This window comes from Cronobacter sp. EKM101R, assembly GCF_963888145.1.
GTDB lineage: Bacteria > Pseudomonadota > Gammaproteobacteria > Enterobacterales > Enterobacteriaceae > Cronobacter > Cronobacter turicensis.
Map to the genome: position 1 here is coordinate 15,808 of NZ_CAWPHW010000042.1, position 21,751 is coordinate 37,558.

Genomic DNA, 21,751 nt, shown 5'->3' on the forward strand with positions numbered 1-21,751 from the left:
TGGATAACAACCGGTATAGTAGTTAGCGAACTAATAAAAGACATCAGCTATGGCCGACATTACTCCCGCAGAACTTCCTGCACTGAACACCGATTCCTCACACTTTCAGCCAATGCCGGGAGTCAGCAATCCACACCTGCAAACCATGCTGCCGCGCGTGCTGCGCCGCCGGGTGCAGTTTGAGCCGCACTGGCAGCGTCTGGATCTGCCGGACGGCGATTTTGTCGACCTGGCGTTTAGCGAAAACCCTGACCAGGCGCGCCATAAGCCACGGCTGGTGGTGTTTCACGGGCTTGAAGGCAGCCTGCACAGCCCTTACGTTCACGGCCTCATCCATGCGGCGAAAGCACGCGGCTGGCTCGGCGTGGTGATGCACTTTCGCGGCTGTAGCGGCGTGCCGAACAAGATGGGGCGCATCTACCATTCTGGGGAAACCGAAGACGGCACCTTTTTCCTGCGCTGGCTGGATGAACGCTACGGCACCGTGCCGACGGCGGCGGTCGGCTATTCGCTCGGCGGCAATATGCTTGGCTGCCTGATGGCGGAGATTGACGCCCGTTTCCCGCTGACCGCAGGCGTGATTGTGTCCGCGCCGTTTATGCTGGAACACTGCTGCAACCATATGGAAAAAGGCTTTTCGCGCTTCTATCAGTTCTATTTGCTGAACCTGTTGAAAGCCAACGCCTCTCGCAAGCTGAAAGCCTGGCCCGGCACGCTGCCGATTGAACTCGCCCAGCTTAAACGCCTGCGCCGCATTCGCGATTTCGATGATTTGATTACGTCAAAAATTCACGGCTTTCGCGACGCCGTCGATTACTATCGCCAGTGCAGCGCCATGCCGCGTCTTACGAATATCAGCCGCCCGACGTTGATTATTCATGCCAAAGACGACCCGTTCATGGATCATCACGTGATCCCCGATACCGCCACGCTGCCTGCTAATATTGAATATCAGCTGACGGAGCATGGCGGCCACGTGGGCTTTGTCGGCGGCACGCTGCGTCAGCCCAAAATGTGGCTGGAGCAGCGCATTCCTGACTGGTTAACCCCTTATCTGGACCGATAAATGATCATTCCCTGGCAAGAGCTGGCGCCCGACACCCTGGACCGCCTGATTGAAGCCTTCGTCTTGCGCGAAGGCACCGATTATGGTGAACATGAACGCTCGCTTGAGCAAAAGGTCGCCGACGTGCGGCGTCAGTTGCAAAGTGGCGAGGCCGTTCTGGTGTGGTCTGAACTGCACGAAACGGTCAATATCATGCCGCGTTCGCAGTTTCGCGGTTAACGTTCCAGGCGGAGTCCTGCCCCGCCGCTTCAGGGAGTTGTCTCGCTATGTCTGCCAAACATCCGGTTATCGCCGTCACGGGCTCCAGCGGCGCGGGAACCACCACCACCAGCCTCGCGTTTCGCAAAATTTTCGCCCAGCTAAATCTTCATGCCGCCGAAGTGGAAGGCGACAGTTTCCATCGCTACACGCGCCCGGAAATGGACATGGCTATCCGCAAAGCGCGCGATCTTGGTCGCCACATCAGCTATTTCGGCCCGGAGGCGAACGATTTCGGCCTGCTGGAGCAAACTTTTGTGGAGTATGGCCTGACCGGCAAAGGGCAGTCGCGCAAATATCTGCATACCTATGACGAAGCGGTGCCGTGGAACCAGGTGCCCGGCACCTTCACGCCGTGGCAGCCGTTGCCGGAACCGACAGACGTGCTGTTTTACGAAGGGCTGCACGGCGGCGTGGTGACGCCGCAAAACGACGTGGCGAAGCATGTCGATTTGCTCGTAGGCGTGGTACCAATCGTCAACCTTGAGTGGATACAAAAGCTGATTCGCGATACCAGCGAGCGCGGCCACTCCCGCGAGGCAGTGATGGATTCCGTGGTGCGCTCCATGGAAGATTACATCTCCTACATCACGCCGCAGTTCTCGCGCACCCATATTAACTTCCAGCGCGTGCCGACGGTGGACACGTCCAACCCGTTCGCCGCGAAAAGCATTCCGTCGCTTGATGAGAGCTTCGTGGTGATTCACTTCCGCAATCTGGACAATATCGATTACCCCTGGCTGCTGGCGATGCTACAGGGCTCGTTTATCTCGCACATCAATACGCTGGTGGTGCCGGGCGGCAAGATGGGGCTGGCGATGGAGCTTATTATGCTGCCGCTGGTGCAGCGGTTGATGGAAGGGAAGCAGATAGCGTGACAGAATGGCCCGGTGGCGCTGCGCCTGCCGGGCCGCCCGCCGTCACATCACGCGTCGATCACTTCGTAGGAATGGGTGATGTTAACCCCTTTGCCGAGCATCAGCGCCACTGAACAGTACTTCTCCGCCGACAGATCCACCGCGCGCGACACTGCCGCGTCTTTCAGATCTTTCCCCGTCACCACAAAGTGCAGATTGATATGCGTGAACAGACGCGGAGCCTCTTCACGACGCTCTGAGGTCAGCTTCACTTCGCAGTCGGTCACGTCGTGACGGCCTTTTTGCAAAATAGAGACCACATCGATAGCGCTGCAGCCGCCTGCCGCCATTAAGACCATTTCCATCGGGCTCGGCGCTTTGTCGCCGGAGTTGCCGTCCATCAGGATCTGATGCCCCGAAGCGGACTCGCCAAGGAAGGTTAAGCCTTCCACCCATTTCACTCGTGCATGCATGTTATTCGCTCCAGGCTATTCATTTTTCTGACAGATTACGCGCGCGCGTCGTCAGAGGCAACGGAAGGCGACCTGCGTCAAGCTGAAACGAGACAACAGGAGACACCTGAGAAAAGCTATGCTAAAACAGTCTGGATGCAGCGGCGATACATTGATGTTACGCATGGGTGCAGAGGAGAAGACAATTTATCGGCTGCGATGTCCACGGACAGCCAACTTCCCTGGAAGCGGGAAGATGATGATTGCAAAGCCAGACAGGGGTTACGCGCCCTGTCTTTGGAGCCAGTTTAAAACAGAGGATAACCGCGCATGGTGCTTGGCAAACCGCAAACAGACCCGACTCTTGAATGGTTCTTGTCTCATTGCCACATTCATAAGTATCCATCTAAGAGCACGCTGATTCACCAGGGTGAAAAAGCGGAGACGCTGTATTACATCGTCAAAGGCTCAGTGGCAGTGCTGATCAAAGATGAAGAGGGCAAGGAGATGATCCTCTCGTACCTGAATCAGGGAGACTTCATCGGCGAACTGGGTTTGTTCGAGGAAGGTCAGGAACGCAGCGCCTGGGTTCGCGCTAAAACTGCCTGTGAAGTGGCTGAAATCTCCTACAAAAAATTCCGTCAGCTGATTCAGGTTAACCCGGATATTCTGATGCGTCTCTCCTCGCAGATGGCTCGCCGCCTGCAAGTCACCTCAGAGAAAGTGGGCAACCTCGCCTTCCTGGACGTGACCGGCCGCATCGCGCAGACGCTGCTGAACCTGGCGAAACAGCCGGACGCGATGACCCATCCGGACGGAATGCAGATTAAAATCACGCGTCAGGAAATCGGCCAGATTGTCGGCTGCTCCCGCGAAACCGTTGGCCGCATTCTGAAAATGCTCGAAGATCAGAACCTGATCTCCGCCCACGGTAAAACCATTGTGGTTTACGGTACCCGCTAAAAAATCAAAAAACGGCGTGTCGCTTCGGTAACACGCCGTTTTTGTATCTATACTTCTCCCCTATGTGGCGTCGTCTTATCTATCACCCTGAAATCAATTACGCTTTACGGCAAACGCTGATCTTAAGCCTGCCGGTGGCGGTCGGGCTGATGCTGGGCCATCTCCAACAAGGGTTACTGTTTTCACTCGTCCCCGCCTGTTGCAACATTGCCGGTCTCGATACCCCGCACAAACGCTTCTTCAAACGCTTGATCATCGGCGCTTCGCTGTTTGCGCTGAGCAGCCTGGCGGTGCAGTTTCTGCTGTTACAGGCCATCCCGTTGCCGCTTATTCTGCTGATGCTGGCGCTGCTGCTGGGCGTGACGGCGGAGATAAGCCCCCTGCATGCGCGCCTGCTGCCCGCGTCGCTTATCGCGGCCATCTTCACGTTAAGCCTCGCCGGGAATATGCCCGTCTGGGAGCCGATGCTGCTCTACGTTCTCGGCACGCTCTGGTATGGCGCGTTTAACGGTTTCTGGTTCTGGCTGTGGCGCGAACAGCCGCTGCGCGAATCGTTAAGCCTGATTTATAAAAGCCTCGCCGACTACTGCGAAGCGAAATATAGCCTGCTGACGCGCCACACCGAGCCGGAACAGGCGCTGCCTCCACTGCTGGTGCATCAGCAAAAAGTGGTGGATCAGATAAGCCAGTGCTATCAGCAGCTACAGATGCTCTCAGCCACTAAGCAGAACGGCTACAAGCGCCTGCTACGCACGTTTCAGGTGGCGCTGGATCTTCAGGAGCACATTTCGGTCTCTCTGCATCAGCCGCGTGAAGTGCAAAAGCTGGTGGAACGCAGCCACGCCGAGGCGGTGCTGCGCTGGACGGCCCAGACCGTCGCCACGCGCCTGCGCACGCTCTCTGACGATATTCTCTACCATCGCTACTCGCACCGCTTCTCAATGGATAAGCAGATTGAGGCGCTGGCGAAAATCGCCCGTCAGCACCCGGATAACCCGGTCGGCCAGTTCTGCGAATACCATTTCAGCCGCATCGCGCGCGTGCTACGCACCCAGCGCCCGCTCTACGCCCGTGACCTGATGGACAGCGGCCAGCGCCGCCTGCCGCTGCTACGGGCGTTGAAAAGCTATCTGTCGCTGAAATCCGCGGCGCTGCGCACCGCCGCGCGCCTGGGCGTGATGCTGGCGGCGGCGGGCCTGTTAGGGAGCGCGTTCAATTTACCGAAACCGTACTGGATCCTGATGACGGTGCTGTTCGTCACGCAAAACGGCTATGGCGCGACGCGGGTGCGCATCCTGCATCGGGCGGGCGGCACGCTGGCGGGGCTGATTATCGCGGGCATCACGCTGCATCTGAATGTGCCGCAGGGCTATACCCTGCTCGGTATGTTGCTGGTGACGTTAATCAGTTATCTGATAATCCGGCGGCACTACGGCTGGGCGATGATTGGCTTTACCGTCACGGCGGTCTATTCGCTGCAAATCCTGACGCTCAACGGCGAGCAGTACATCGTGGCGCGCCTGATAGACACGCTGTCCGGCTGCCTTATCGCATTCGGCGGCATGGTCTGGCTCTGGCCCCAGTGGCAGAGCGGCCTGCTGCGCCAGAACGCGCATGACGCGCTGGAGGCCGACCAGGAGGCGCTGCGCCTGATCCTGAGCGACGATCCGCAGCCCGGCCCGCTGGCGTGGCAGCGGATGCAGGTCAACCAGGCGCACAACGCGCTCTATAACTCGCTCAATCAGGCCATGCAGGAGCCGGGCTTTAACAGCCGTTATCTGGAGGATATGCGTCTGTGGGTCACGCACAGTCAGTTTATCGTCGAGCACATCAACGCGATAACGACGATGGCGCGCGAGCAAACCACGCTGGCGCCCGAGACGGCGGCGCGCTACTTACAGGCCTGTGAAATTGCGCTACAGCGCTGCCAGCAGCGGCTGGAGCATGACGCGCCGGGCGACACGCAAAACGAGGCGGTACTGGAGGGCGAAGAGGTCTTGCCGGAAGGGGCGCCGGGCGTAATGGAGCATCATCTGCTGCGCATTCTCGATCATCTGCGCACCATGCACACCATCTCTTCCGTGGCGTGGCGCCAGCGCCCGCATCACGGTATCTGGCTCAGGCGACGCCTGAGCCAGTCACGCTGATTAACCGTTCACCACGCGTGCGACGGCGCGCGCGAAACGGGTCATCCCTTCGTCGATATCGGCGCTCTCCACCAGCAGCGACGGCGCGAAACGCATCACGTCCGGCCCGGCGTTCAGCACCATCACGCCTTCCGCCGCGGCGGCGTACAGGAGATCGCGGGCGCGTCCGTGGAAGGCCGGGGTCAGCTCGGCGCCAATCAGCAGGCCCATGCCGCGAATATCGCTGAACAGTCCGTACTGCTCGCCAATGCGCTGAAGGTGTTGCACGAACTGCTCGCGTTTTTGCGCCACGCCGTCCAGCACCTCCGGGGTGTTGATAATATCAAACGCTTCGCCCGCCACCGCACAGGCGAGCGGGTTGCCGCCGTAGGTGGAGCCGTGCGAACCCACGTGAAACGCCGAGGCGACATCATGCGTGGTGAGCATCGCGCTGACCGGGAAACCACCGCCCAGCGCTTTGGCGCTGGTCAGGATGTCCGGCGTCACGCCGTAATGCATGTAAGCAAACAGCTTGCCGCTGCGGCCCATGCCGCATTGCACTTCGTCGAACACCAGCAGCGCCTGATGGCGGTCGCACAGCTCGCGCAGGCCGCGCAGGAATTCCGGCGTCGCGGCGGTCACCCCGCCCTCGCCTTGCACCGGCTCGACCACCACCGCGCAGGTGTGGTCGTCCATCACCGCTTTGACCGCATTGAGATCATTGAACGGCACATGGATGATATCTGCGGGTTTCGGGCCGAAACCGTCGGAGTATTTCGCCTGGCCGCCCACGGAGACGGTAAACAGCGAACGTCCGTGGAAGGCGTTATGAAACGCGATGATTTTCGTTTTGTACGGGCTGTGACGTGTGATGGCGTAATGGCGGGCCAGCTTGAACGCGGTTTCGTTGGCTTCGGTGCCGGAGTTCATAAACACCACGCGCTCGGCGAACGTGGCGTCCACCAGCTTTTGGCCCAGGCGCAGCGCGGGCTCGTTGGTAAAGACGTTGCTGGTGTGCCAGAGCGTTTCGCCCTGCGCTTTCAGCGCCTCCACCAGCCGCGGGTGGCAGTGGCCGAGCGCCGTCACCGCGATACCGCCCGCGAAATCGACATACTCTTTGCCCTGCTGATCCCAGACGCGGCTACCCTTGCCTTTCACCGGGATAAATTCAGCCGGTGCATAAATCGGCAGGATCACTTCATCGAAGGTGGCGCGCGTAATTGCTGTTTTTTCAGTTGCCATTTCATGCCCATCCAGTAAATGTGCCATCGCACATGAAAAGATAAGCACAAAATATGAATAAAAAATCACTAAAAGGCAATAAAAATTCAGCGCGAAAGGAAGTTCGCCAGGAGCTGGTGGCCCTGCTCGCTGAGAATGCTTTCCGGGTGAAACTGCACGCCTTCAAGCGCAAGGTGGCGATGGCGAATGCCCATGATTTCGCCCGCCTCTGTCCAGGCAGTGATTTCAAACGCCGCAGGGAGCGTGGCGCGGTCGATAATCAGCGAGTGATAGCGGGTCACGGTCAGCGGGTTATTAAGCCCGGAAAAAACACCGTTATTGTTATGTGAAATCACCGAAGTTTTGCCGTGCATGACCTTTTCGGCCCGCACAACGGACGCGCCGAAGGCCTGCCCGATGGCCTGATGCCCGAGGCAAACGCCGAGGATCGGCAGGCGCCCGGCAAAACGCCGGATTGCCGCCAGTGAGATACCGGCTTCATTCGGCGTGCAGGGACCGGGAGAAATCACCAGCCGCGCCGGGGCGAGCGCCTCGATATCCTCACACGTCAGTTCATCGTTGCGCCTGACTACCACCTCCGCGCCCAGCTCGCTGAAATACTGAAACAGGTTCCAGGTGAAAGAATCGTAGTTGTCGATAAGCAGTAACATGGCGGCTCCGTAAAAAAGAACCGCGTCAGTTTACTCGTTTTCCCGCGCGTCGCTCACTACGCTCGCGAAGATTTTCTCAAGCGGCGCCAGGTCGCCCATCGCGCCCGCCTGGTTGGCGGCGCGCCACGCGTCGACATCCACACCGCGCCAGTCGAGGCTGTAACCCGCATGCAGCGCCAGCTGTTCGAAGAAGACGCGCTGGGCGCGGCCCGTACCGATACGAAACGGATGCAGCACGTTGATTTCGCAGTAGTAGTGCGAAAGACGCGCGACAAACGCCTCCGGCTCCAGACCGATGAGATAGTCTTCATCTTCCAGCGCCTGCATTAGCGCGTTACCCTCTTTCTCCAGATATTCAAAGTGCGCGAAGCGGGTTTCGCCCTGGTAGATGTCCACCTCGCGCAGCTCGCCCGCCCACTCATAGAGATCCTGAAACAGCTGGCGGTGAATGGCGCACAGATGCGGCAGCCCGCGCTGCACTGGCCCGAGTTCCAGCGTCGCCGCGCGCAGCGAGGTGAGTTCGCGCTCGGCATGTTGCAGATCCTGGGCGGCATGAATGTTCAGCCGGTTACGCAGCACATCGCTGCCGGACCAGAAGTAAGGGTCGCGCCCGTCGCCGAATTTATCGCTCATAGTGCCCCCTCAGCTCTTCAATGCGCGCCAGCGCTTCTTCGCGGGATAAGGTCACCAGAGGCACCTCAATGCCTTCCAGCCTGTTGCTGGCCTGGAAGTTTTGATTCTTTTGCGCGTCCCACAGCCGGGACTTTTGTTTATCGGTGAGTTTTCTGGACATTTTGCCTCCCTGAACGTAACCCCGTGTGCCACAAGTATAAGCAGCAATGGGCCGGTTTGCCGGGAGGAGACGCGACGCGGGCCCTGTAGCCCGCGTGCGCAGGAAGATTACGGCAGGACTTTCGCGGAGAGGATCACAACCGGTTTGGAGGGCACATTCTGGTATGGGCCGACGTCGTGGGTTTGCACCTGGGCGATTTTATCCGCCACGTCCATGCCTTTAACCACTTTACCGAAAACGGCGTAGCCGAAATCGCGCTGGCCGTGGTTCAGGAAGGCGTTATCCGCCACGTTGATAAAGAACTGGCTGGTGGCGCTGTCTTTATCGGCGGTGCGCGCCATCGCGATGGTGCCGCGCGCGTTAGGCAGGCCGTTATCCGCCTCGTTTTTCACCGGCGCGTTGGTCGGTTTCTGCTGCATATCCGCGGTAAAACCGCCGCCCTGCACCATAAAGCCTGGGATCACGCGGTGAAAAATCGTGTTGTTGTAAAAACCGCTGTTGACGTAATCAACGAAGTTTTTCACGGATGCCGGCGCTTTCTGGCTGTTCAGCTCCAGCTCAATATTTCCCGCAGAGGTCGTCAGCAGAACATGCGGGTCGCCTTTTGCCGCCAGCGCGGCAGGAGAAAGGGCAGAGAGAGCAAATACAGCCGCAACAGCCGCCAGAGTGGATTTGAGCATGAAGAATTCCTTACGAAGCAGAAAAAAGCGAGTGGGTCGATTCTAAATAGCGATCGCATGCCGTGCCAGAGATTTACCTGGTTTTACGTACCAGCGCGCAGCGAAAAAGCGCTCATCGGATCTGCTACGTAAAATTGTGTGAGCCGCGTCATATAAACTATGTCGTTTTACACAGCATGTGATCAATGAATGTTTTATTGGATCACAATACCACCTAGAATGCCTGGGTTCCCGGCGCCGTCAACGCGCTTTACACTTCTATTCACAGGCCAGTCATGACTAACAGCAATCGTATTAAGCTCACATGGATCAGCTTTTTTTCCTACGCCCTAACCGGCGCGTTGGTAATCGTCACCGGGATGGTGATGGGTAATATCGCAGAGTATTTCAAACTGCCTGTATCCAGCATGAGCAACACCTTCACGTTCCTGAATGCCGGGATTTTGATCTCTATCTTTTTGAATGCCTGGCTGATGGAAATCGTGCCGCTGAAAACCCAGCTGCGCTTTGGCTTTGTGTTGATGGTGCTGGCCGTGGTGGCGCTGATGTTCAGCCAGAGCCTGACGCTCTTCTCCGCCGCCATGTTTGTGCTTGGCCTGGTCAGCGGGATCACGATGTCGATCGGGACGTTCCTGATTACCCATATGTATGAAGGCCGTCAGCGCGGCTCCCGCCTGCTGTTTACCGACTCCTTCTTTAGCATGGCCGGGATGATCTTCCCGATGGTCGCCGCCTTCCTGCTGGCGCGCAGCATTGAGTGGTACTGGGTGTACGCCTGCATCGGTCTGGTCTATGTCGCGATTTTCATCCTGACGTTCGGCTGCGATTTCCCGGTGCTCGGCAAACATGCCCCGCAGGAAAACAAGCCGGTAGCAAAAGAGAAATGGGGCGTGGGCGTGCTGTTCCTCTCCATCGCCGCGCTCTGCTACATTCTGGGTCAGCTCGGTTTTATCGGCTGGGTGCCGGAATATGCCACCAAAGGCCTCGGCATGAACCTCAACGACGCCGGTACGCTGGTGAGCAACTTCTGGATGTCTTATATGGTCGGCATGTGGGTCTTCAGCTTCGTGCTGCGCTTCTTTGATTTGCAGCGCATCCTGACCGTGCTGGCAGGTCTCGCGACGGTGCTGATGTACTTCTTCATCACCAGCAAGCCGGAACATATGGCGTGGTTCATTCTGGCGCTGGGCTTCTTCTCCAGCGCGATTTACACCACCATCATTACGCTCGGCTCGCAGCAGACCAAAGTCTCCTCGCCGAAACTGGTTAACTTCATCCTGACCTGCGGCACCGTCGGCACCATGCTGACCTTTATCGTGACCGGCCCGATTGTGGCGAATCACGGCCCGCAGGCGGCGCTGTTTACCGCCAACGGCCTCTACGCCGTCGTGTTCGTGATGTGCTTCGCGCTGGGCTTTGTCAGCCGTCATCGCCAGCACGCGAAAACCGCGGCAGCGCATTAAGTTTTGCCTGTCCCTTCCCGGCCGGGAAGGGACATTTTCTCTTATCTTTTCCCCGTCGTTTTTCTCCTCACGATTGCCCTTTCTTGCCATGCATTAACGCGTTCACACCGTAAATGGTTCTGGCGAAAATTCATTCCACCGTGGCTCAAAAAACAGACAGTCGCGAAATCCTAATCAATTCCAGTACTTAGAAAAACCTACAAAAATCAAGGAAATACCTATTAAGGGGTATATAAAGATGTAATTGATTTACATCAATAAGCGGGGGTGCTGAATCGTTAAGGTAGGCGGTAATAGAAAAGAAATCGAGGCAAAAATGAGCAAAGTCAGACTCGCTATTATCGGTAACGGCATGGTTGGTCACCGCTTTATCGAAGACCTTCTCGATAAAGCCGATCCAGGCCAGTTCGACATCACCGTTTTCTGTGAGGAGCCGCGCATCGCCTATGACCGCGTGCACCTCTCCTCTTACTTCTCCCATCACACCGCTGAAGAGCTGTCGCTGGTCCGCGAAGGCTACTACGACAAGCACGGCGTGAAAGTGCTGGTGGGCGAGCGTGCGATCACCATTAACCGCCAGGAGAAAGTGATCCACTCCAGCGCCGGGCGCACCGTCTTCTACGACAAACTGATCATGGCGACGGGCTCCTACCCGTGGATCCCGCCGATTAAAGGCTCCGAAACCCAGGACTGCTTCGTTTACCGCACCATCGAAGATCTGAACGCGATTGAAGCCTGCGCGCGTCGCAGCAAACGCGGCGCGGTTGTCGGCGGCGGTCTGCTCGGTCTGGAAGCCGCGGGCGCGCTGAAAAACTTAGGCGTCGAAACCCACGTCATCGAATTCGCGCCGATGCTGATGGCGGAACAGCTCGACCAGATGGGCGGCGAGCAGCTGCGTCGTAAGATTGAAAGCATGGGCGTGAGAGTTCACACCAGCAAAAATACCCAGGAGATTGTCCAGCAAGGCACTGAAGCGCGTAAAACCATGCGCTTTGCCGACGGCAGCGAGCTGGAAGTCGACTTCATCGTTTTCTCCACCGGCATCCGCCCGCGCGACAAACTGGCGAAACAGTGCGATCTCGAGATTGCGCCGCGCGGCGGCATCATGATTAACGACCAGTGCCAGACCTCCGACCCGGATATCTACGCTATCGGCGAATGCGCCAGCTGGAACAGCCGCGTGTATGGCCTTGTCGCACCGGGCTACAAAATGGCGCAGGTGGCGGTCGACCACATTCTCGGCAACGCGGGCAACCAGTTTGAAGGCGCGGATCTCAGCGCCAAGCTGAAGCTGCTGGGCGTTGACGTCGGCGGCATCGGCGACGCGCATGGCCGCACGCCGAAATCACGCAGCTACGTGTTCCTCGACGAAAGCAAAGAGATCTACAAACGCCTCATCGTCAGCGAAGACAACAAAACGCTGCTCGGCGCGGTGCTGGTAGGCGACACCAGCGATTACGGCAACCTGCTGCAACTGGTGCTGAACGGCATCGAGCTGCCGGAAAACCCGGATTCGCTGATCCTCCCGGCGCACGCAGGCCAGGGCAAACCGTCTATCGGCGTCGATAAACTGCCGGACAGCGCGCAGATTTGCTCCTGCTTCGACGTAACCAAAGGGGCGCTGATCGCCGCCATCAACAAAGGTTGTCATACCGTCGCGGCGCTGAAAGCCGAAACCAAAGCCGGCACCGGCTGCGGCGGCTGCATCCCGCTGGTGACTCAGGTGCTGAACGCCGAACTGGCGAAACAGGGCATCGAAGTAAACAACAACCTGTGCGAGCACTTCGCGTTCTCCCGCCAGGAGCTGTATCACCTCATCCGCGTGGAAGGCATTAAATCGTTCGACGAACTGCTGGCGAAATATGGCAAAGGCTACGGCTGCGAAGTCTGTAAGCCGACCGTCGGCTCGCTGCTGGCGTCCTGCTGGAATGAGTACATTCTCAAGCCGCAGCACACGCCGCTGCAGGATACTAACGACAACTTCCTGGCGAATATCCAGAAAGACGGCACCTACTCCGTGATCCCGCGCTCGGCTGGCGGCGAGATCACCCCGGAAGGGCTGATGGAAGTGGGCCGTATCGCCCGCGAATTTAACCTCTACACCAAAATCACCGGCTCCCAGCGCATCGGGTTGTTCGGCGCGCAGAAAGACGACCTGCCGGAAATCTGGCGTCAGCTGATTGCCGCAGGCTTCGAAACCGGCCACGCCTATGCCAAAGCGCTGCGCATGGCGAAAACTTGCGTCGGCAGCACCTGGTGCCGTTACGGCGTCGGCGACAGCGTGGGCTTCGGCGTTGAGCTGGAAAACCGCTACAAAGGCATCCGCACGCCGCACAAAATGAAATTCGGCGTCTCCGGCTGTACGCGTGAATGCGCCGAGGCGCAGGGTAAAGATGTCGGTATTATCGCCACCGAAAAAGGCTGGAACCTCTATGTCTGCGGCAACGGCGGCATGAAACCGCGCCACGCTGATTTGCTGGCGGCGGATCTCGATAAAGAGACCTTAGTGCGCTATCTCGACCGCTTCATGATGTTCTACATCCGCACCGCGGACAAACTGACCCGTACCGCGCCGTGGCTGGACAACATGGAAGGCGGTATCGACTACCTGAAACGCGTCATCATCGACGACAAACTGGGCCTGAACAGCCAGCTGGAAGCCGAAATGACCCGTCTGCGCGAAGCGGTCATTTGCGAGTGGACCGAAACGGTCAACGATCCGCAGGCGCAGGGCCGCTTTAAACACTTCGTGAACAGCGATCGCCGCGACCCGAACGTGCAGGTGGTGCCGGAGCGCCAGCAGCACCGTCCGGCCACGCCGTATGAGCGCATCCCTGTCACCTTCGTGGAGGAAACCGTATGAGCCAGTGGAACACGATTTGTTCGCTCGATGAGATTATCCCGGCGACCGGCGTCTGCGCGCTGGTCGGCAAAAACCAGGTGGCGATTTTCCGCCCGCGCGCGAACGACGAGGTTTACGCCATCAGCAACATCGACCCGTTCTTTGAGGCCAGCGTGTTGTCGCGCGGCATCATCGCCGAACATCAGGGCGATTTATGGGTGGCGAGCCCGCTGAAAAAGCAGCGCTTCCGCCTGCGCGATGGGTTGTGTATGGAAGATGAAAGCCGTTCTGTGGCGCACTTTGAGGCGCGCGTGAAGGATGGCCAGGTACAGGTGAAGGCGTAACGCAGAAAGGCAGGCGGGTGGCGCTTCGCTTACCCGCCCCGGACGCCGGTTTCCTGGCACCCCAGGGTGGATAAGCGCAGCGCATCCACCCCATTTTCAAATAGCAATAACCGCCCTTCGCAAAGGGCGTCGTAAAGCAGAGAGGCTCAAGCCTCCGCTCATGAAAAGCGTCATCGGCGTTCGCATTACAGGAACGCTCGTTACGGACAACAACAATTACGCGCGCAATAAACAGCGCGCCGCTCTGAATCACCTTTTTCGTTTCTTAATTTTTTACTTTCACTCACTTTTTAGGATAACCACTATGTTTACCGACACGATCAATAAGTGCGCGGCCAATGCGGCCCGCATCGCTCGCCTCTCGGCAAATAATCCTCTGGGCTTCTGGGTCAGCTCCGCAATGGCGGGCGCTTACGTCGGGCTCGGTATTATTTTGATTTTCACCCTCGGCAATCTGCTTGACCCTTCCGTTCGTCCGCTGGTGATGGGCGCCACGTTCGGCATCGCGCTGACGCTGGTTATCATCGCCGGTTCAGAGCTTTTCACCGGCCACACGATGTTTCTGACGCTCGGCGTCAAAGCGGGCGCCATCAGCCACGGTCAGATGTGGGCAATCCTGCCGCAGACCTGGCTTGGCAATCTGGTCGGCTCGGTGTTTGTCGCGCTGCTTTACAGCTGGGGCGGCGGCAGCCTGCTGCCGGTCGACACCAGCCTCGTCCATACCGTCGCGCTCGCGAAAACCAGCGCGCCGGCCATGGCGCTGTTCTTTAAAGGCGCGCTGTGCAACTGGCTGGTATGTCTCGCTATCTGGATGGCGCTCCGCACCGAAGGGGCGGCGAAATTTATCGCCATCTGGTGGTGTCTGCTGGCCTTTATCGCTTCGGGCTATGAGCACTCCGTCGCTAACATGACGCTGTTCGCGCTCTCCTGGTTTGGTCATCACAACGAGGCTTTCACGCTTAGTGGTATCGGCCATAACCTCTTGTGGGTAACCCTCGGCAATACGCTCTCTGGCGCCGTGTTCATGGGTTTGGGTTACTGGTATGCTACCCCGAAAGCGGAGCGCCCGCAGCCTGCCGCCCACACCGCACCAGAAACCGCCCGTTAAGCCCGATAAGAAGGATACGCCGTGGATCACCTGCCGATATTTTGTCAGTTACGTCATCGCGCCTGCCTGCTGGTCGGCGGCGGCGATGTCGCAGAACGTAAGGCGCGTCTGCTGCTGGAGGCAGGCGCGGCGCTTACGGTCAACGCGCTCGCGTTCGCGCCGCAGTTTGAAGCCTGGGCTGAACAGGGCATGCTGCGCCTGGCGCAGGGTGAGTTTGACGCCACGCTTCTTGATGAGTGCTGGCTGGTGATCGCCGCGACGGATGACGACGCGGTGAATAATCAGGTCAGCGAGGCTGCCGAAGCGCGGCGTATCTTCTGCAACGTGGTGGATGCGCCGAAACAGGCGAGCTTCATCATGCCGTCGATTATCGACCGCTCGCCGCTGATGGTGGCCGTCTCTTCCGGCGGCACGTCACCGGTGCTGGCGCGCCTGCTGCGTGAAAAGCTCGAAGCGCTGCTTCCGCAGCACCTCGGCAAGGTCGCCGGTTATGCCGGGCAACTGCGCCGTCGCGTGAAGCAAACCTTCGCCTCTGTCAGCGAGCGCCGCCGCTTCTGGGAAAAATTCTTCGTGAACGACCGCCTCGCGCAGTCGCTTGCCAATGACGATGAACAGGCCGTCACCCGTATTACCGAAACGCTGCTGAGCGAACCGCTTGATGATCGCGGCGAAGTCGTGCTGGTAGGCGCCGGGCCTGGCGATCCGGGTTTGCTGACGCTCAAGGGGCTCCAGCAGATCCAGCAGGCGGATATCGTGGTCTACGACCGTCTGGTCTCCGATGAGATTATGAATCTGGTGCGCCGCGACGCCGATCGCGTGTTTGTCGGCAAACGCGCGGGCTATCACTGCGTGCCGCAGGAGGAGATCAACCAGATCCTGCTGCGCGAAGCCCAGCGCGGCAAACGCGTCGTGCGCCTGAAAGGCGGCGATCCGTTTATCTTCGGGCGCGGCGGCGAGGAGCTGGAAACGCTGTGCGACGCAGGCATTCCTTTCTCCGTGGTACCGGGCATCACCGCGGCGTCGGGCTGTTCAGCCTACGCCGGGCTGCCGCTGACCCATCGCGATTACGCCCAGAGCGTGCGTCTGGTCACGGGGCATCTGAAAAACGGCGGTGAGTTTGACTGGCATAATCTCGCCGCGGAAAAACAGACGCTGGTGTTCTACATGGGATTAAACCAGGCCGCGGCTATTCAGGAAAAACTCATCGAACACGGTATGGATCCACAGATGCCGGTGGCGCTGGTCGAAAACGGCACCAGCGTCAAACAACGCGTCGTTACCGGTGTTCTGACCGAGCTTGGCGCGCTGGCGCAGCGTGTGGAAAGCCCGAGCCTGATTATCGTCGGCCGCGTTGTGGCGCTGCGTGATAAGCTCAACTGGTTCTCGTCTAAATAATCTCTTCTCAGGCCAGCGCCGCTGGCCTCAAACTTTCTTTTCTTATCTTTCAAATACATAACCACTAAATATATTACATATCGCTAACATGCGGCGATTTTGTGATCTGCCTCGCCAACATTATTCATCATGTGTTGTTATATTGGTTATGCGTCATCTCATTATGAAAACAGCCTGACGGCATCCCACAACCCGCTATGCCGGGTCGTGCGGCCTCCTGCTGCCTTCATCCGGGCGACGCGCTCTGAATCCTACAACCCTGTTCAATACTAAAAAGGTAACGATATGGAAGGCCAGGAACTCCAACGCAAGCTCGGCTTCTGGGCCGTGCTGGCCATTTCCGTCGGAACGACCGTCGGTTCCGGTATTTTCGTTTCGGTTGGTGAAGTGGCGAAAGCGGCAGGCACGCCGTGGCTCACGGTGCTCGCTTTTGTGATTGGCGGTTTGATTGTGATCCCGCAGATGTGCGTTTACGCGGAGCTCTCTACCGCTTACCCCGAGAACGGCGCAGATTACGTGTATCTCAAAAACGCCGGCAGCCGCCCGCTGGCGTTTCTCTCCGGCTGGGCCAGCTTCTGGGCCAACGACGCGCCGTCGCTCTCCATTATGGCGCTCGCCATCGTCAGTAATTTCGGTTTTCTGGTGCCGCTCGATCCGCTCACCGGCAAGCTTGTCGCCACCGGGCTGATCCTCGCCTTTATGCTGCTGCACCTGCGCTCGGTGGAGGGCGGCGCCACATTCCAGACGCTGATTACTATCGCCAAAATCATTCCTTTCGCGATTGTGATTGGCATCGGCGTCTTCTGGCTGAAGGGCGATAACTTCACGGCGCCTGCCGCCAGCGCCACCACCAGCACGGCAGCGGGCATTATGGCGCTGCTGGCGGGCATCTCGGCTACCAGTTGGTCCTACACCGGTATGGCGTCCATCTGCTATATGACCGGCGAAATCAAAAACCCCGGCAAAACCATGCCGCGGGCGCTGATTGGCTCCTGCCTGCTGGTGCTGGTGCTCTACTCGCTGCTGGCGCTGGTTATCTCCGGGCTGATGCCGTTTGACAAGCTCGCCGCCTCCGAAACGCCGATTTCCGACGCGCTGACCTATATTCCGGCGCTCGGCAGCGTGGCGGGCGTGTTTGTCGCCATTACCGCCATGATCGTTATTCTGGGTTCGCTCTCCAGCTGCGTGATGTACCAGCCGCGCCTGGAATACGCGATGGCGAAAGACAATCTCTTTTTCAAATGCTTCGGCCACGTGCACCCGAAGTACAACACGCCGGATGTCTCCATCATTTTGCAGTGCGCGCTGGGCATCTTCTTCATCTTCGTGTCAGACCTCACCAGCCTGCTCGGCTATTTCACGCTGGTGATGTGCTTTAAAAACACGCTCACCTTCGGCTCCATCATCTGGTGTCGCAAACGTGAGGACTACAAACCGCTGTGGCGCACGCCAGCCTTCGGCCTGATGACCTTCGCCGCCATCGCGTCAAGCCTGATTCTGGTCGCTTCCACCTTTGTGTGGGCACCGGTTCCCGGCCTTATCTGCGCCCTGATTGTTATCGCCACCGGCCTGCCCGCTTACGCCTTCTGGGAAAAGCGCAACCGCCGTCTGGCTCATGTTTCTTAACCCTGTCTGGAGAGTTGTTTCATGCTGAATATCGATAAAAGCACCGTGGATTTCCTGGTCACCGAAAACATGGTTCAGGAAGTGGAGAAGATTCTGGAGAAGGATGTGCCGCGCGTGCACGCCATCGTGGACGAAATGATCAATCGCGGCATCGATCGCATCTATTTCGTCGCCTGCGGCTCGCCGCTTAACGCGGCGCAGACGGCGAAGCACCTGGCGGACCGTTACTCGAGCCTTCAGGTTTACGCGCTTTCCGGCTGGGAGTTCTGCGACAACACGCCGCACCGCCTCGATGCGAAATGCGCGGTGATTGGCGTCTCCGACTACGGCAAAACCGAAGAAGTGATCAACGCGCTGACGCTGGGCGCCGCCTGCGGCGCGCTGACCGCCGCGTTCACCAAGCGCCCGGACAGCCCGATCGTGCAGGCCGCCGAACATGTGGTGGCGTATGAAGCTGACTGCATCTGGGAAATCCACCTGCTGCTCTGCTACAGCGTGGTGCTGGAGATGATCACCCGCCAGGCGCCGCACGCCGAGATCGGCAAAATCAAAAACGACTTGCGCAAGCTGCCGCAGGCGCTGGGCCATCTGGTGCGCACCTGGGAAGACAAGGGCCGCCAGCTCGGCGAGCAGGCGTCGCAGTGGCCGATGATCTACACCGTCTCCGCAGGCCCGCTGCGTCCGCTTGGCTACAAAGAAGGGATCGTGACGCTGATGGAGTTCACCTGGACGCACGGTTCGGTGATTGAGAGCGGCGAATTCCGCCACGGGCCGCTGGAGATAGTCGAGCCGGGCGTGCCGTTCCTCTTCCTGCTTGGCAATGATGAGAGCCGCCACACCACCGAGCGCGCTATCCGCTTTGTGCGTGAGCGTACCGATAACGTCATCGTTATCGACTACGCGGAGATTTCCCAGGGGCTGCACCCGTGGCTCGCGCCGTTCCTGATGTTCGTGCCGATGGAGTGGCTCTGCTACTACCTCTCCATCTACAAAGACCACAACCCGGACGACCGTCGCTACTACGGCGGCATTGTCGAGTATTGATCCCCCGCCCGGCCTCTGCGGGGGCCGGGACATTCATGCAAGGAGAAGGGTTATGAAAACGGGTATGTTTACCTGCGGGCATCAGCGACTGCCGCTGGAGCACGCCTTTCGCGACGCGCACGAACTGGGCTATGACGGGCTGGAGCTGTGGGGCGGCAGGCCGCACGCGTTTGCGCCGGATCTCAACGCAGGCGGCATTCGCCAGGTGAAAGAACTGTCGCGCGTTTATCAGATGCCGATCATCGGCTACACGCCGGAAACCAACGGCTATCCCTATAACATGATGCTGGGCGACGAGCGGATGCGCCGCGAAAGCCTCGACATGATCAAGCTCGCCATGGAGATGGCCAAAGAGATGGACGCGGGCTTTACAATGATCTCCGCCGCCCACGCGGGCTACCTCACCGGGCCTGACGCCATCTGGCAGCGCCTCGCCGATAACCTGCGCGAGCTGTGCGATGTCGCCGAAAATATCGGCATCGACCTGCTGCTGGAGCCGCTCACGCCTTATGAATCCAACGTTGTGTGCAACGCTAACGACGTGTTGCGGGCGCTCTCAATGGTGCCGTCGCCGCGCCTCTACAGCATGGTAGACATCTGCGCGCCGTTTGTGCAGGGCGAGCCGGTGATGAGTTACTTCGACAAGCTCGGCGATAAGCTGCGCCATCTGCATATCGTCGACAGCGATGGCGCAAGCGACAGCCACTACATCCCCGGCGAAGGCAAAATGCCGCTGCGCGAGCTGATGCGCGACATCATCGATCGCGGCTACAACGGCTATTGCACTATTGAGCTGGTCACCATGTATATGAACGAGCCGCGGCTTTACGCCCGCCAGGCGCTGGCGCGCTTTCGCGACCTGCTGCCAGAGGAGGCGCTATGAAAAAACTGGCGACGGTCGGCGATAACTGCGTGGATATCTACCCGCAGCTTGGCAAGGCGTTCTCCGGCGGCAACGCGGTTAACGTAGCGGTTTACAGCACCCGCTACGGGATGCAACCCGCCTGCGTCAGCTGGGTGGGCGATGACGACTATGGCGACATGCTGAAGCAGGACCTGGCGCGCCACGGCATCGATATCTCGCATCTGCACACCACACCGGGCGTCACAGCGCAGACCCAGGTGGAGCTTCGCCATAATGACCGCATTCTTGGCGACTACACCGAAGGCGTGATGGCGGACTTTATGGTCAGCGACGAGGATCTGCGCTGGCTGATGGGGTTCGATATCATTCACTCCGCCATCTGGGGCCATGCCGACGCTGTCTTTCCGGCGCTCCACGCCGCCGGGAAAACGCTGTCGTTTGATTTTGCCGACAAATGGGAAAGCCCGCTGTGGCGCACGCTGCCGGCGCATCTCGATTATGCGTTTGCCTCCGCGCACGACGAGACGCCCTGGCTGCGCGACCGCCTGCAAACGGTGGTGGAGTGCGGCGCAGGCGTCGCCGTCGCCACGCTCGGCGAGAACGGCAGTCTGGCGTGGGATGGCGCGCGGTTCTGGCGCATGCCGCCGGAGCAGGTCGAGGTGGTTGATACCATGGGCGCCGGGGATTCATACATCGCCGGTTTCCTCTGCGCCATCGCCGCCGGGCTACCGCTGGTTGATGCGATGAAACAGGGTACGCAGTGCGCGGCGAGAACGCTTGGCTATCACGGCGCCTGGTAAGGTCTGCGTTGGCGTGACGCAACTCACGCCAACGCCCTGTCACTCCTCAATAAACGCTCTTATAATCATCCCCACGTTTTCTACAACTTCAGGGTCGATACATGCCAGCTACGGAGCGCTACTCTCATCAACTCCTTTATGCCACCGTCCGCCAGCGTCTGCTTGATGATATCGGACATGGCGTGTACCAGGCCGGGCAGCAGATCCCCACTGAAAGCGAGTTGTGTACGCTCTACAACGTCAGCCGCATCACCATCCGCAAGGCGATTAGCGATCTGGTGAAAGATGGCGTCCTGATCCGCTGGCAGGGCAAAGGCACGTTTGTGCAGAGCAAGAAAGTGGAAAACGCCCTGCTGACCGTGAGCGGCTTTACCGATTTCGGCGTATCGCAGGGCAAGCCCACCAAAGAAGAAGTGATTGAACAGGCGCGCGTCAGCGCCGATCCGTTCTGCGAACGCCTGAATATTCCGGGCGGCGGCGAGATGTTCCTGCTGCGCCGGGTGATGTATCTCGATGGCGAACCGCTGTTTATCGACGCCTCGTGGATCCCGCTCTCCCGCTACCCGCAGTTTGACGAGATCTACAGCGCAGGCGCATCGACCTATCAGCTGTTTCAGGAGCGCTTCGATACGCAGGTGGTGAGCGATAAAAAAACCATCGATATTTTTACCGCCACCAAAGCCGAGGCGCAGTGGCTGAAATGCGAACTGGGCGAGCCGCTGTTTCGCATCAGCAAAATCGCCTACGACCAGCATCAGAAACCCGTGCACTATTCCGAGTTGTTCTGCCGCGCTAACCGCGTCACTCTGACCATCGACAACCAGCGGCGCTGAATGGCAGCGCCCACGCGGTTTTTCCTGCCCTGCAAGTCCTGTTACTGACGTTGACTTCCCCTGCCTGAAGCCGCATAAAGTCGTCCCGTTATGAATGGTCATAAAAGACATTCATATCAGCTATTTAGGACACTTTATCAATAGGGATGCACAATGAAACACGTCATGAAACTCGCAATGCTGGCCGCCGTACTCTCCTCACTGACCGCCTGTACTGGTCATATCGAAAATAAAAATAAAACCTGCAGCTACGACTATCTGCTTCACCCGGCGATTTCTATTTCGAAAATAATTGGCGGCTGCGGCCCGGCGGCGGAGCAGTAATACGCCTGCGCTAAGCAATA

At 58.7% G+C, this 21,751-nt stretch carries 22 protein-coding genes; 16 read left to right on the plus strand and 6 right to left on the minus strand.

Features of this window, described 5'->3' with window-relative positions; all coding sequences use genetic code 11:
- Positions 1-49 precede the first annotated feature (49 nt).
- The 3 genes from AACV31_RS17510 to AACV31_RS17520 are packed head-to-tail and all read left to right on the plus strand — an operon-like array spanning position 50 to position 2,202.
- On the plus strand, positions 50-1,066 hold the full coding sequence (locus AACV31_RS17510; protein ID WP_165155269.1) for a hydrolase: 1,017 nt from the start codon (positions 50-52) through the stop codon (positions 1,064-1,066).
- Complete coding sequence (locus AACV31_RS17515; protein ID WP_007764832.1) at positions 1,067-1,285, plus strand: YheU family protein; 219 nt, start codon at positions 1,067-1,069, stop codon at positions 1,283-1,285.
- A 47-nt stretch (positions 1,286-1,332) separates the two neighbouring features.
- Entirely contained in the window at positions 1,333-2,202 is an 870-nt protein-coding gene (locus AACV31_RS17520; RefSeq protein ID WP_007764833.1) for a phosphoribulokinase, read from the plus strand.
- Between the two features lie 47 nt (positions 2,203-2,249).
- On the opposite strand, the gene AACV31_RS17525 is transcribed toward AACV31_RS17520, so the two are convergent.
- Positions 2,250-2,654 (minus strand): OsmC family protein, encoded by a 405-nt coding sequence (locus AACV31_RS17525; protein ID WP_015742723.1) that lies wholly within the window; start codon positions 2,652-2,654, stop codon positions 2,250-2,252.
- A 309-nt stretch (positions 2,655-2,963) separates the two neighbouring features.
- On the opposite strand from AACV31_RS17525, the gene crp reads away from it, so the two are divergent.
- Positions 2,964-3,596, plus strand: a complete 633-nt coding sequence (gene crp, locus AACV31_RS17530; protein WP_000242758.1) for a cAMP-activated global transcriptional regulator CRP — start codon at positions 2,964-2,966, stop codon at positions 3,594-3,596.
- A gap of 62 nt (positions 3,597-3,658) precedes the next feature.
- On the plus strand, positions 3,659-5,743 hold the full coding sequence (locus tag AACV31_RS17535) for a YccS/YhfK family putative transporter (protein WP_105538525.1): 2,085 nt from the start codon (positions 3,659-3,661) through the stop codon (positions 5,741-5,743).
- Here the strand turns inward: AACV31_RS17535 and argD are convergent, their stop codons facing one another.
- From argD to ppiA, 5 genes are all read right to left on the minus strand, one after another.
- Positions 5,744-6,964 (minus strand): bifunctional acetylornithine/succinyldiaminopimelate transaminase, encoded by a 1,221-nt coding sequence (gene argD / locus AACV31_RS17540; RefSeq protein ID WP_165155267.1) that lies wholly within the window; start codon positions 6,962-6,964, stop codon positions 5,744-5,746.
- Positions 6,965-7,050: 86 nt separating this feature from the next.
- Complete coding sequence (locus AACV31_RS17545) at positions 7,051-7,614, minus strand: aminodeoxychorismate synthase component II (protein ID WP_165155265.1); 564 nt, start codon at positions 7,612-7,614, stop codon at positions 7,051-7,053.
- 30 nt (positions 7,615-7,644) lie between these two features.
- Positions 7,645-8,247: a putative adenosine monophosphate-protein transferase Fic gene (locus tag AACV31_RS17550; protein WP_007764853.1), complete on the minus strand. Its 603-nt coding sequence runs from the start codon at positions 8,245-8,247 to the stop codon at positions 7,645-7,647.
- Complete coding sequence (locus AACV31_RS17555) at positions 8,237-8,407, minus strand: YhfG family protein (RefSeq protein ID WP_007702581.1); 171 nt, start codon at positions 8,405-8,407, stop codon at positions 8,237-8,239. The genes AACV31_RS17550 and AACV31_RS17555 overlap by 11 nt, the downstream gene beginning before the upstream one ends.
- A gap of 107 nt (positions 8,408-8,514) precedes the next feature.
- The gene (ppiA, locus tag AACV31_RS17560) at positions 8,515-9,087 is read right to left on the minus strand and encodes a peptidylprolyl isomerase A (RefSeq protein ID WP_007702586.1); all 573 of its coding nucleotides are present in this window, start codon (positions 9,085-9,087) and stop codon (positions 8,515-8,517) included.
- A gap of 275 nt (positions 9,088-9,362) precedes the next feature.
- On the opposite strand from ppiA, the gene tsgA reads away from it, so the two are divergent.
- The 11 genes from tsgA (at position 9,363) to AACV31_RS17615 (ending at position 21,731) form a co-directional block, all read left to right on the plus strand.
- The gene (gene tsgA / locus AACV31_RS17565; protein WP_007764858.1) at positions 9,363-10,550 is read left to right on the plus strand and encodes an MFS transporter TsgA; all 1,188 of its coding nucleotides are present in this window, start codon (positions 9,363-9,365) and stop codon (positions 10,548-10,550) included.
- 316 nt (positions 10,551-10,866) lie between these two features.
- Positions 10,867-13,413: a nitrite reductase large subunit NirB gene (gene nirB / locus AACV31_RS17570; protein ID WP_075197087.1), complete on the plus strand. Its 2,547-nt coding sequence runs from the start codon at positions 10,867-10,869 to the stop codon at positions 13,411-13,413.
- Entirely contained in the window at positions 13,410-13,736 is a 327-nt protein-coding gene (gene nirD, locus AACV31_RS17575; protein WP_007764860.1) for a nitrite reductase small subunit NirD, read from the plus strand. The genes nirB and nirD overlap by 4 nt, the downstream gene beginning before the upstream one ends.
- A gap of 304 nt (positions 13,737-14,040) precedes the next feature.
- Positions 14,041-14,844, plus strand: coding sequence for a nitrite transporter NirC (gene nirC / locus AACV31_RS17580; protein ID WP_165155263.1), 804 nt, complete (start codon positions 14,041-14,043; stop codon positions 14,842-14,844).
- 21 nt (positions 14,845-14,865) lie between these two features.
- The gene (cysG, locus tag AACV31_RS17585; protein WP_165155261.1) at positions 14,866-16,239 is read left to right on the plus strand and encodes a siroheme synthase CysG; all 1,374 of its coding nucleotides are present in this window, start codon (positions 14,866-14,868) and stop codon (positions 16,237-16,239) included.
- Positions 16,240-16,524: 285 nt separating this feature from the next.
- A complete protein-coding gene (frlA, locus tag AACV31_RS17590; RefSeq protein WP_075197090.1) occupies positions 16,525-17,865 on the plus strand; it encodes a fructoselysine/psicoselysine transporter FrlA in 1,341 nt (446 codons plus the stop codon).
- A 21-nt stretch (positions 17,866-17,886) separates the two neighbouring features.
- Positions 17,887-18,909: a fructoselysine 6-phosphate deglycase gene (frlB, locus tag AACV31_RS17595; protein ID WP_165155260.1), complete on the plus strand. Its 1,023-nt coding sequence runs from the start codon at positions 17,887-17,889 to the stop codon at positions 18,907-18,909.
- A gap of 52 nt (positions 18,910-18,961) precedes the next feature.
- The gene (gene frlC, locus AACV31_RS17600; protein WP_165155258.1) at positions 18,962-19,792 is read left to right on the plus strand and encodes a fructoselysine 3-epimerase; all 831 of its coding nucleotides are present in this window, start codon (positions 18,962-18,964) and stop codon (positions 19,790-19,792) included.
- Positions 19,789-20,574, plus strand: coding sequence for a fructoselysine 6-kinase (frlD, locus tag AACV31_RS17605; RefSeq protein ID WP_165155256.1), 786 nt, complete (start codon positions 19,789-19,791; stop codon positions 20,572-20,574). The genes frlC and frlD overlap by 4 nt, the downstream gene beginning before the upstream one ends.
- 101 nt (positions 20,575-20,675) lie before the next feature.
- Complete coding sequence (locus AACV31_RS17610) at positions 20,676-21,407, plus strand: GntR family transcriptional regulator (protein ID WP_007764879.1); 732 nt, start codon at positions 20,676-20,678, stop codon at positions 21,405-21,407.
- Positions 21,408-21,560: 153 nt separating this feature from the next.
- Positions 21,561-21,731 (plus strand): YhfL family protein, encoded by a 171-nt coding sequence (locus tag AACV31_RS17615; protein WP_105538533.1) that lies wholly within the window; start codon positions 21,561-21,563, stop codon positions 21,729-21,731.
- Positions 21,732-21,751 lie beyond the last annotated feature (20 nt).

Bases quoted from the DNA above. Each gene is read 5' to 3' on its own strand.
- AACV31_RS17545 (WP_165155265.1), bottom strand. From the start codon at position 7,614: ATGTTACTGCTTATCGACAACTACGATTCTTTCACCTGGAACCTGTTT.
- AACV31_RS17615 (WP_105538533.1), top strand. From the start codon at position 21,561: ATGAAACACGTCATGAAACTCGCAATGCTGGCCGCCGTACTCTCCTCA.
- frlA (WP_075197090.1), top strand. From the start codon at position 16,525: ATGGAAGGCCAGGAACTCCAACGCAAGCTCGGCTTCTGGGCCGTGCTG.
- AACV31_RS17550 (WP_007764853.1), bottom strand. From the start codon at position 8,247: ATGAGCGATAAATTCGGCGACGGGCGCGACCCTTACTTCTGGTCCGGC.
- crp (WP_000242758.1), top strand. From the start codon at position 2,964: ATGGTGCTTGGCAAACCGCAAACAGACCCGACTCTTGAATGGTTCTTG.
- tsgA (WP_007764858.1), top strand. From the start codon at position 9,363: ATGACTAACAGCAATCGTATTAAGCTCACATGGATCAGCTTTTTTTCC.
- frlB (WP_165155260.1), top strand. From the start codon at position 17,887: ATGCTGAATATCGATAAAAGCACCGTGGATTTCCTGGTCACCGAAAAC.
- AACV31_RS17510 (WP_165155269.1), top strand. From the start codon at position 50: ATGGCCGACATTACTCCCGCAGAACTTCCTGCACTGAACACCGATTCC.
- frlC (WP_165155258.1), top strand. From the start codon at position 18,962: ATGAAAACGGGTATGTTTACCTGCGGGCATCAGCGACTGCCGCTGGAG.
- AACV31_RS17520 (WP_007764833.1), top strand. From the start codon at position 1,333: ATGTCTGCCAAACATCCGGTTATCGCCGTCACGGGCTCCAGCGGCGCG.
- AACV31_RS17610 (WP_007764879.1), top strand. From the start codon at position 20,676: ATGCCAGCTACGGAGCGCTACTCTCATCAACTCCTTTATGCCACCGTC.
- AACV31_RS17525 (WP_015742723.1), bottom strand. From the start codon at position 2,654: ATGCATGCACGAGTGAAATGGGTGGAAGGCTTAACCTTCCTTGGCGAG.
- ppiA (WP_007702586.1), bottom strand. From the start codon at position 9,087: ATGCTCAAATCCACTCTGGCGGCTGTTGCGGCTGTATTTGCTCTCTCT.
- frlD (WP_165155256.1), top strand. From the start codon at position 19,789: ATGAAAAAACTGGCGACGGTCGGCGATAACTGCGTGGATATCTACCCG.
- argD (WP_165155267.1), bottom strand. From the start codon at position 6,964: ATGGCAACTGAAAAAACAGCAATTACGCGCGCCACCTTCGATGAAGTG.
- AACV31_RS17535 (WP_105538525.1), top strand. From the start codon at position 3,659: ATGTGGCGTCGTCTTATCTATCACCCTGAAATCAATTACGCTTTACGG.
- nirB (WP_075197087.1), top strand. From the start codon at position 10,867: ATGAGCAAAGTCAGACTCGCTATTATCGGTAACGGCATGGTTGGTCAC.
- nirD (WP_007764860.1), top strand. From the start codon at position 13,410: ATGAGCCAGTGGAACACGATTTGTTCGCTCGATGAGATTATCCCGGCG.
- AACV31_RS17515 (WP_007764832.1), top strand. From the start codon at position 1,067: ATGATCATTCCCTGGCAAGAGCTGGCGCCCGACACCCTGGACCGCCTG.
- AACV31_RS17555 (WP_007702581.1), bottom strand. From the start codon at position 8,407: ATGTCCAGAAAACTCACCGATAAACAAAAGTCCCGGCTGTGGGACGCG.
- nirC (WP_165155263.1), top strand. From the start codon at position 14,041: ATGTTTACCGACACGATCAATAAGTGCGCGGCCAATGCGGCCCGCATC.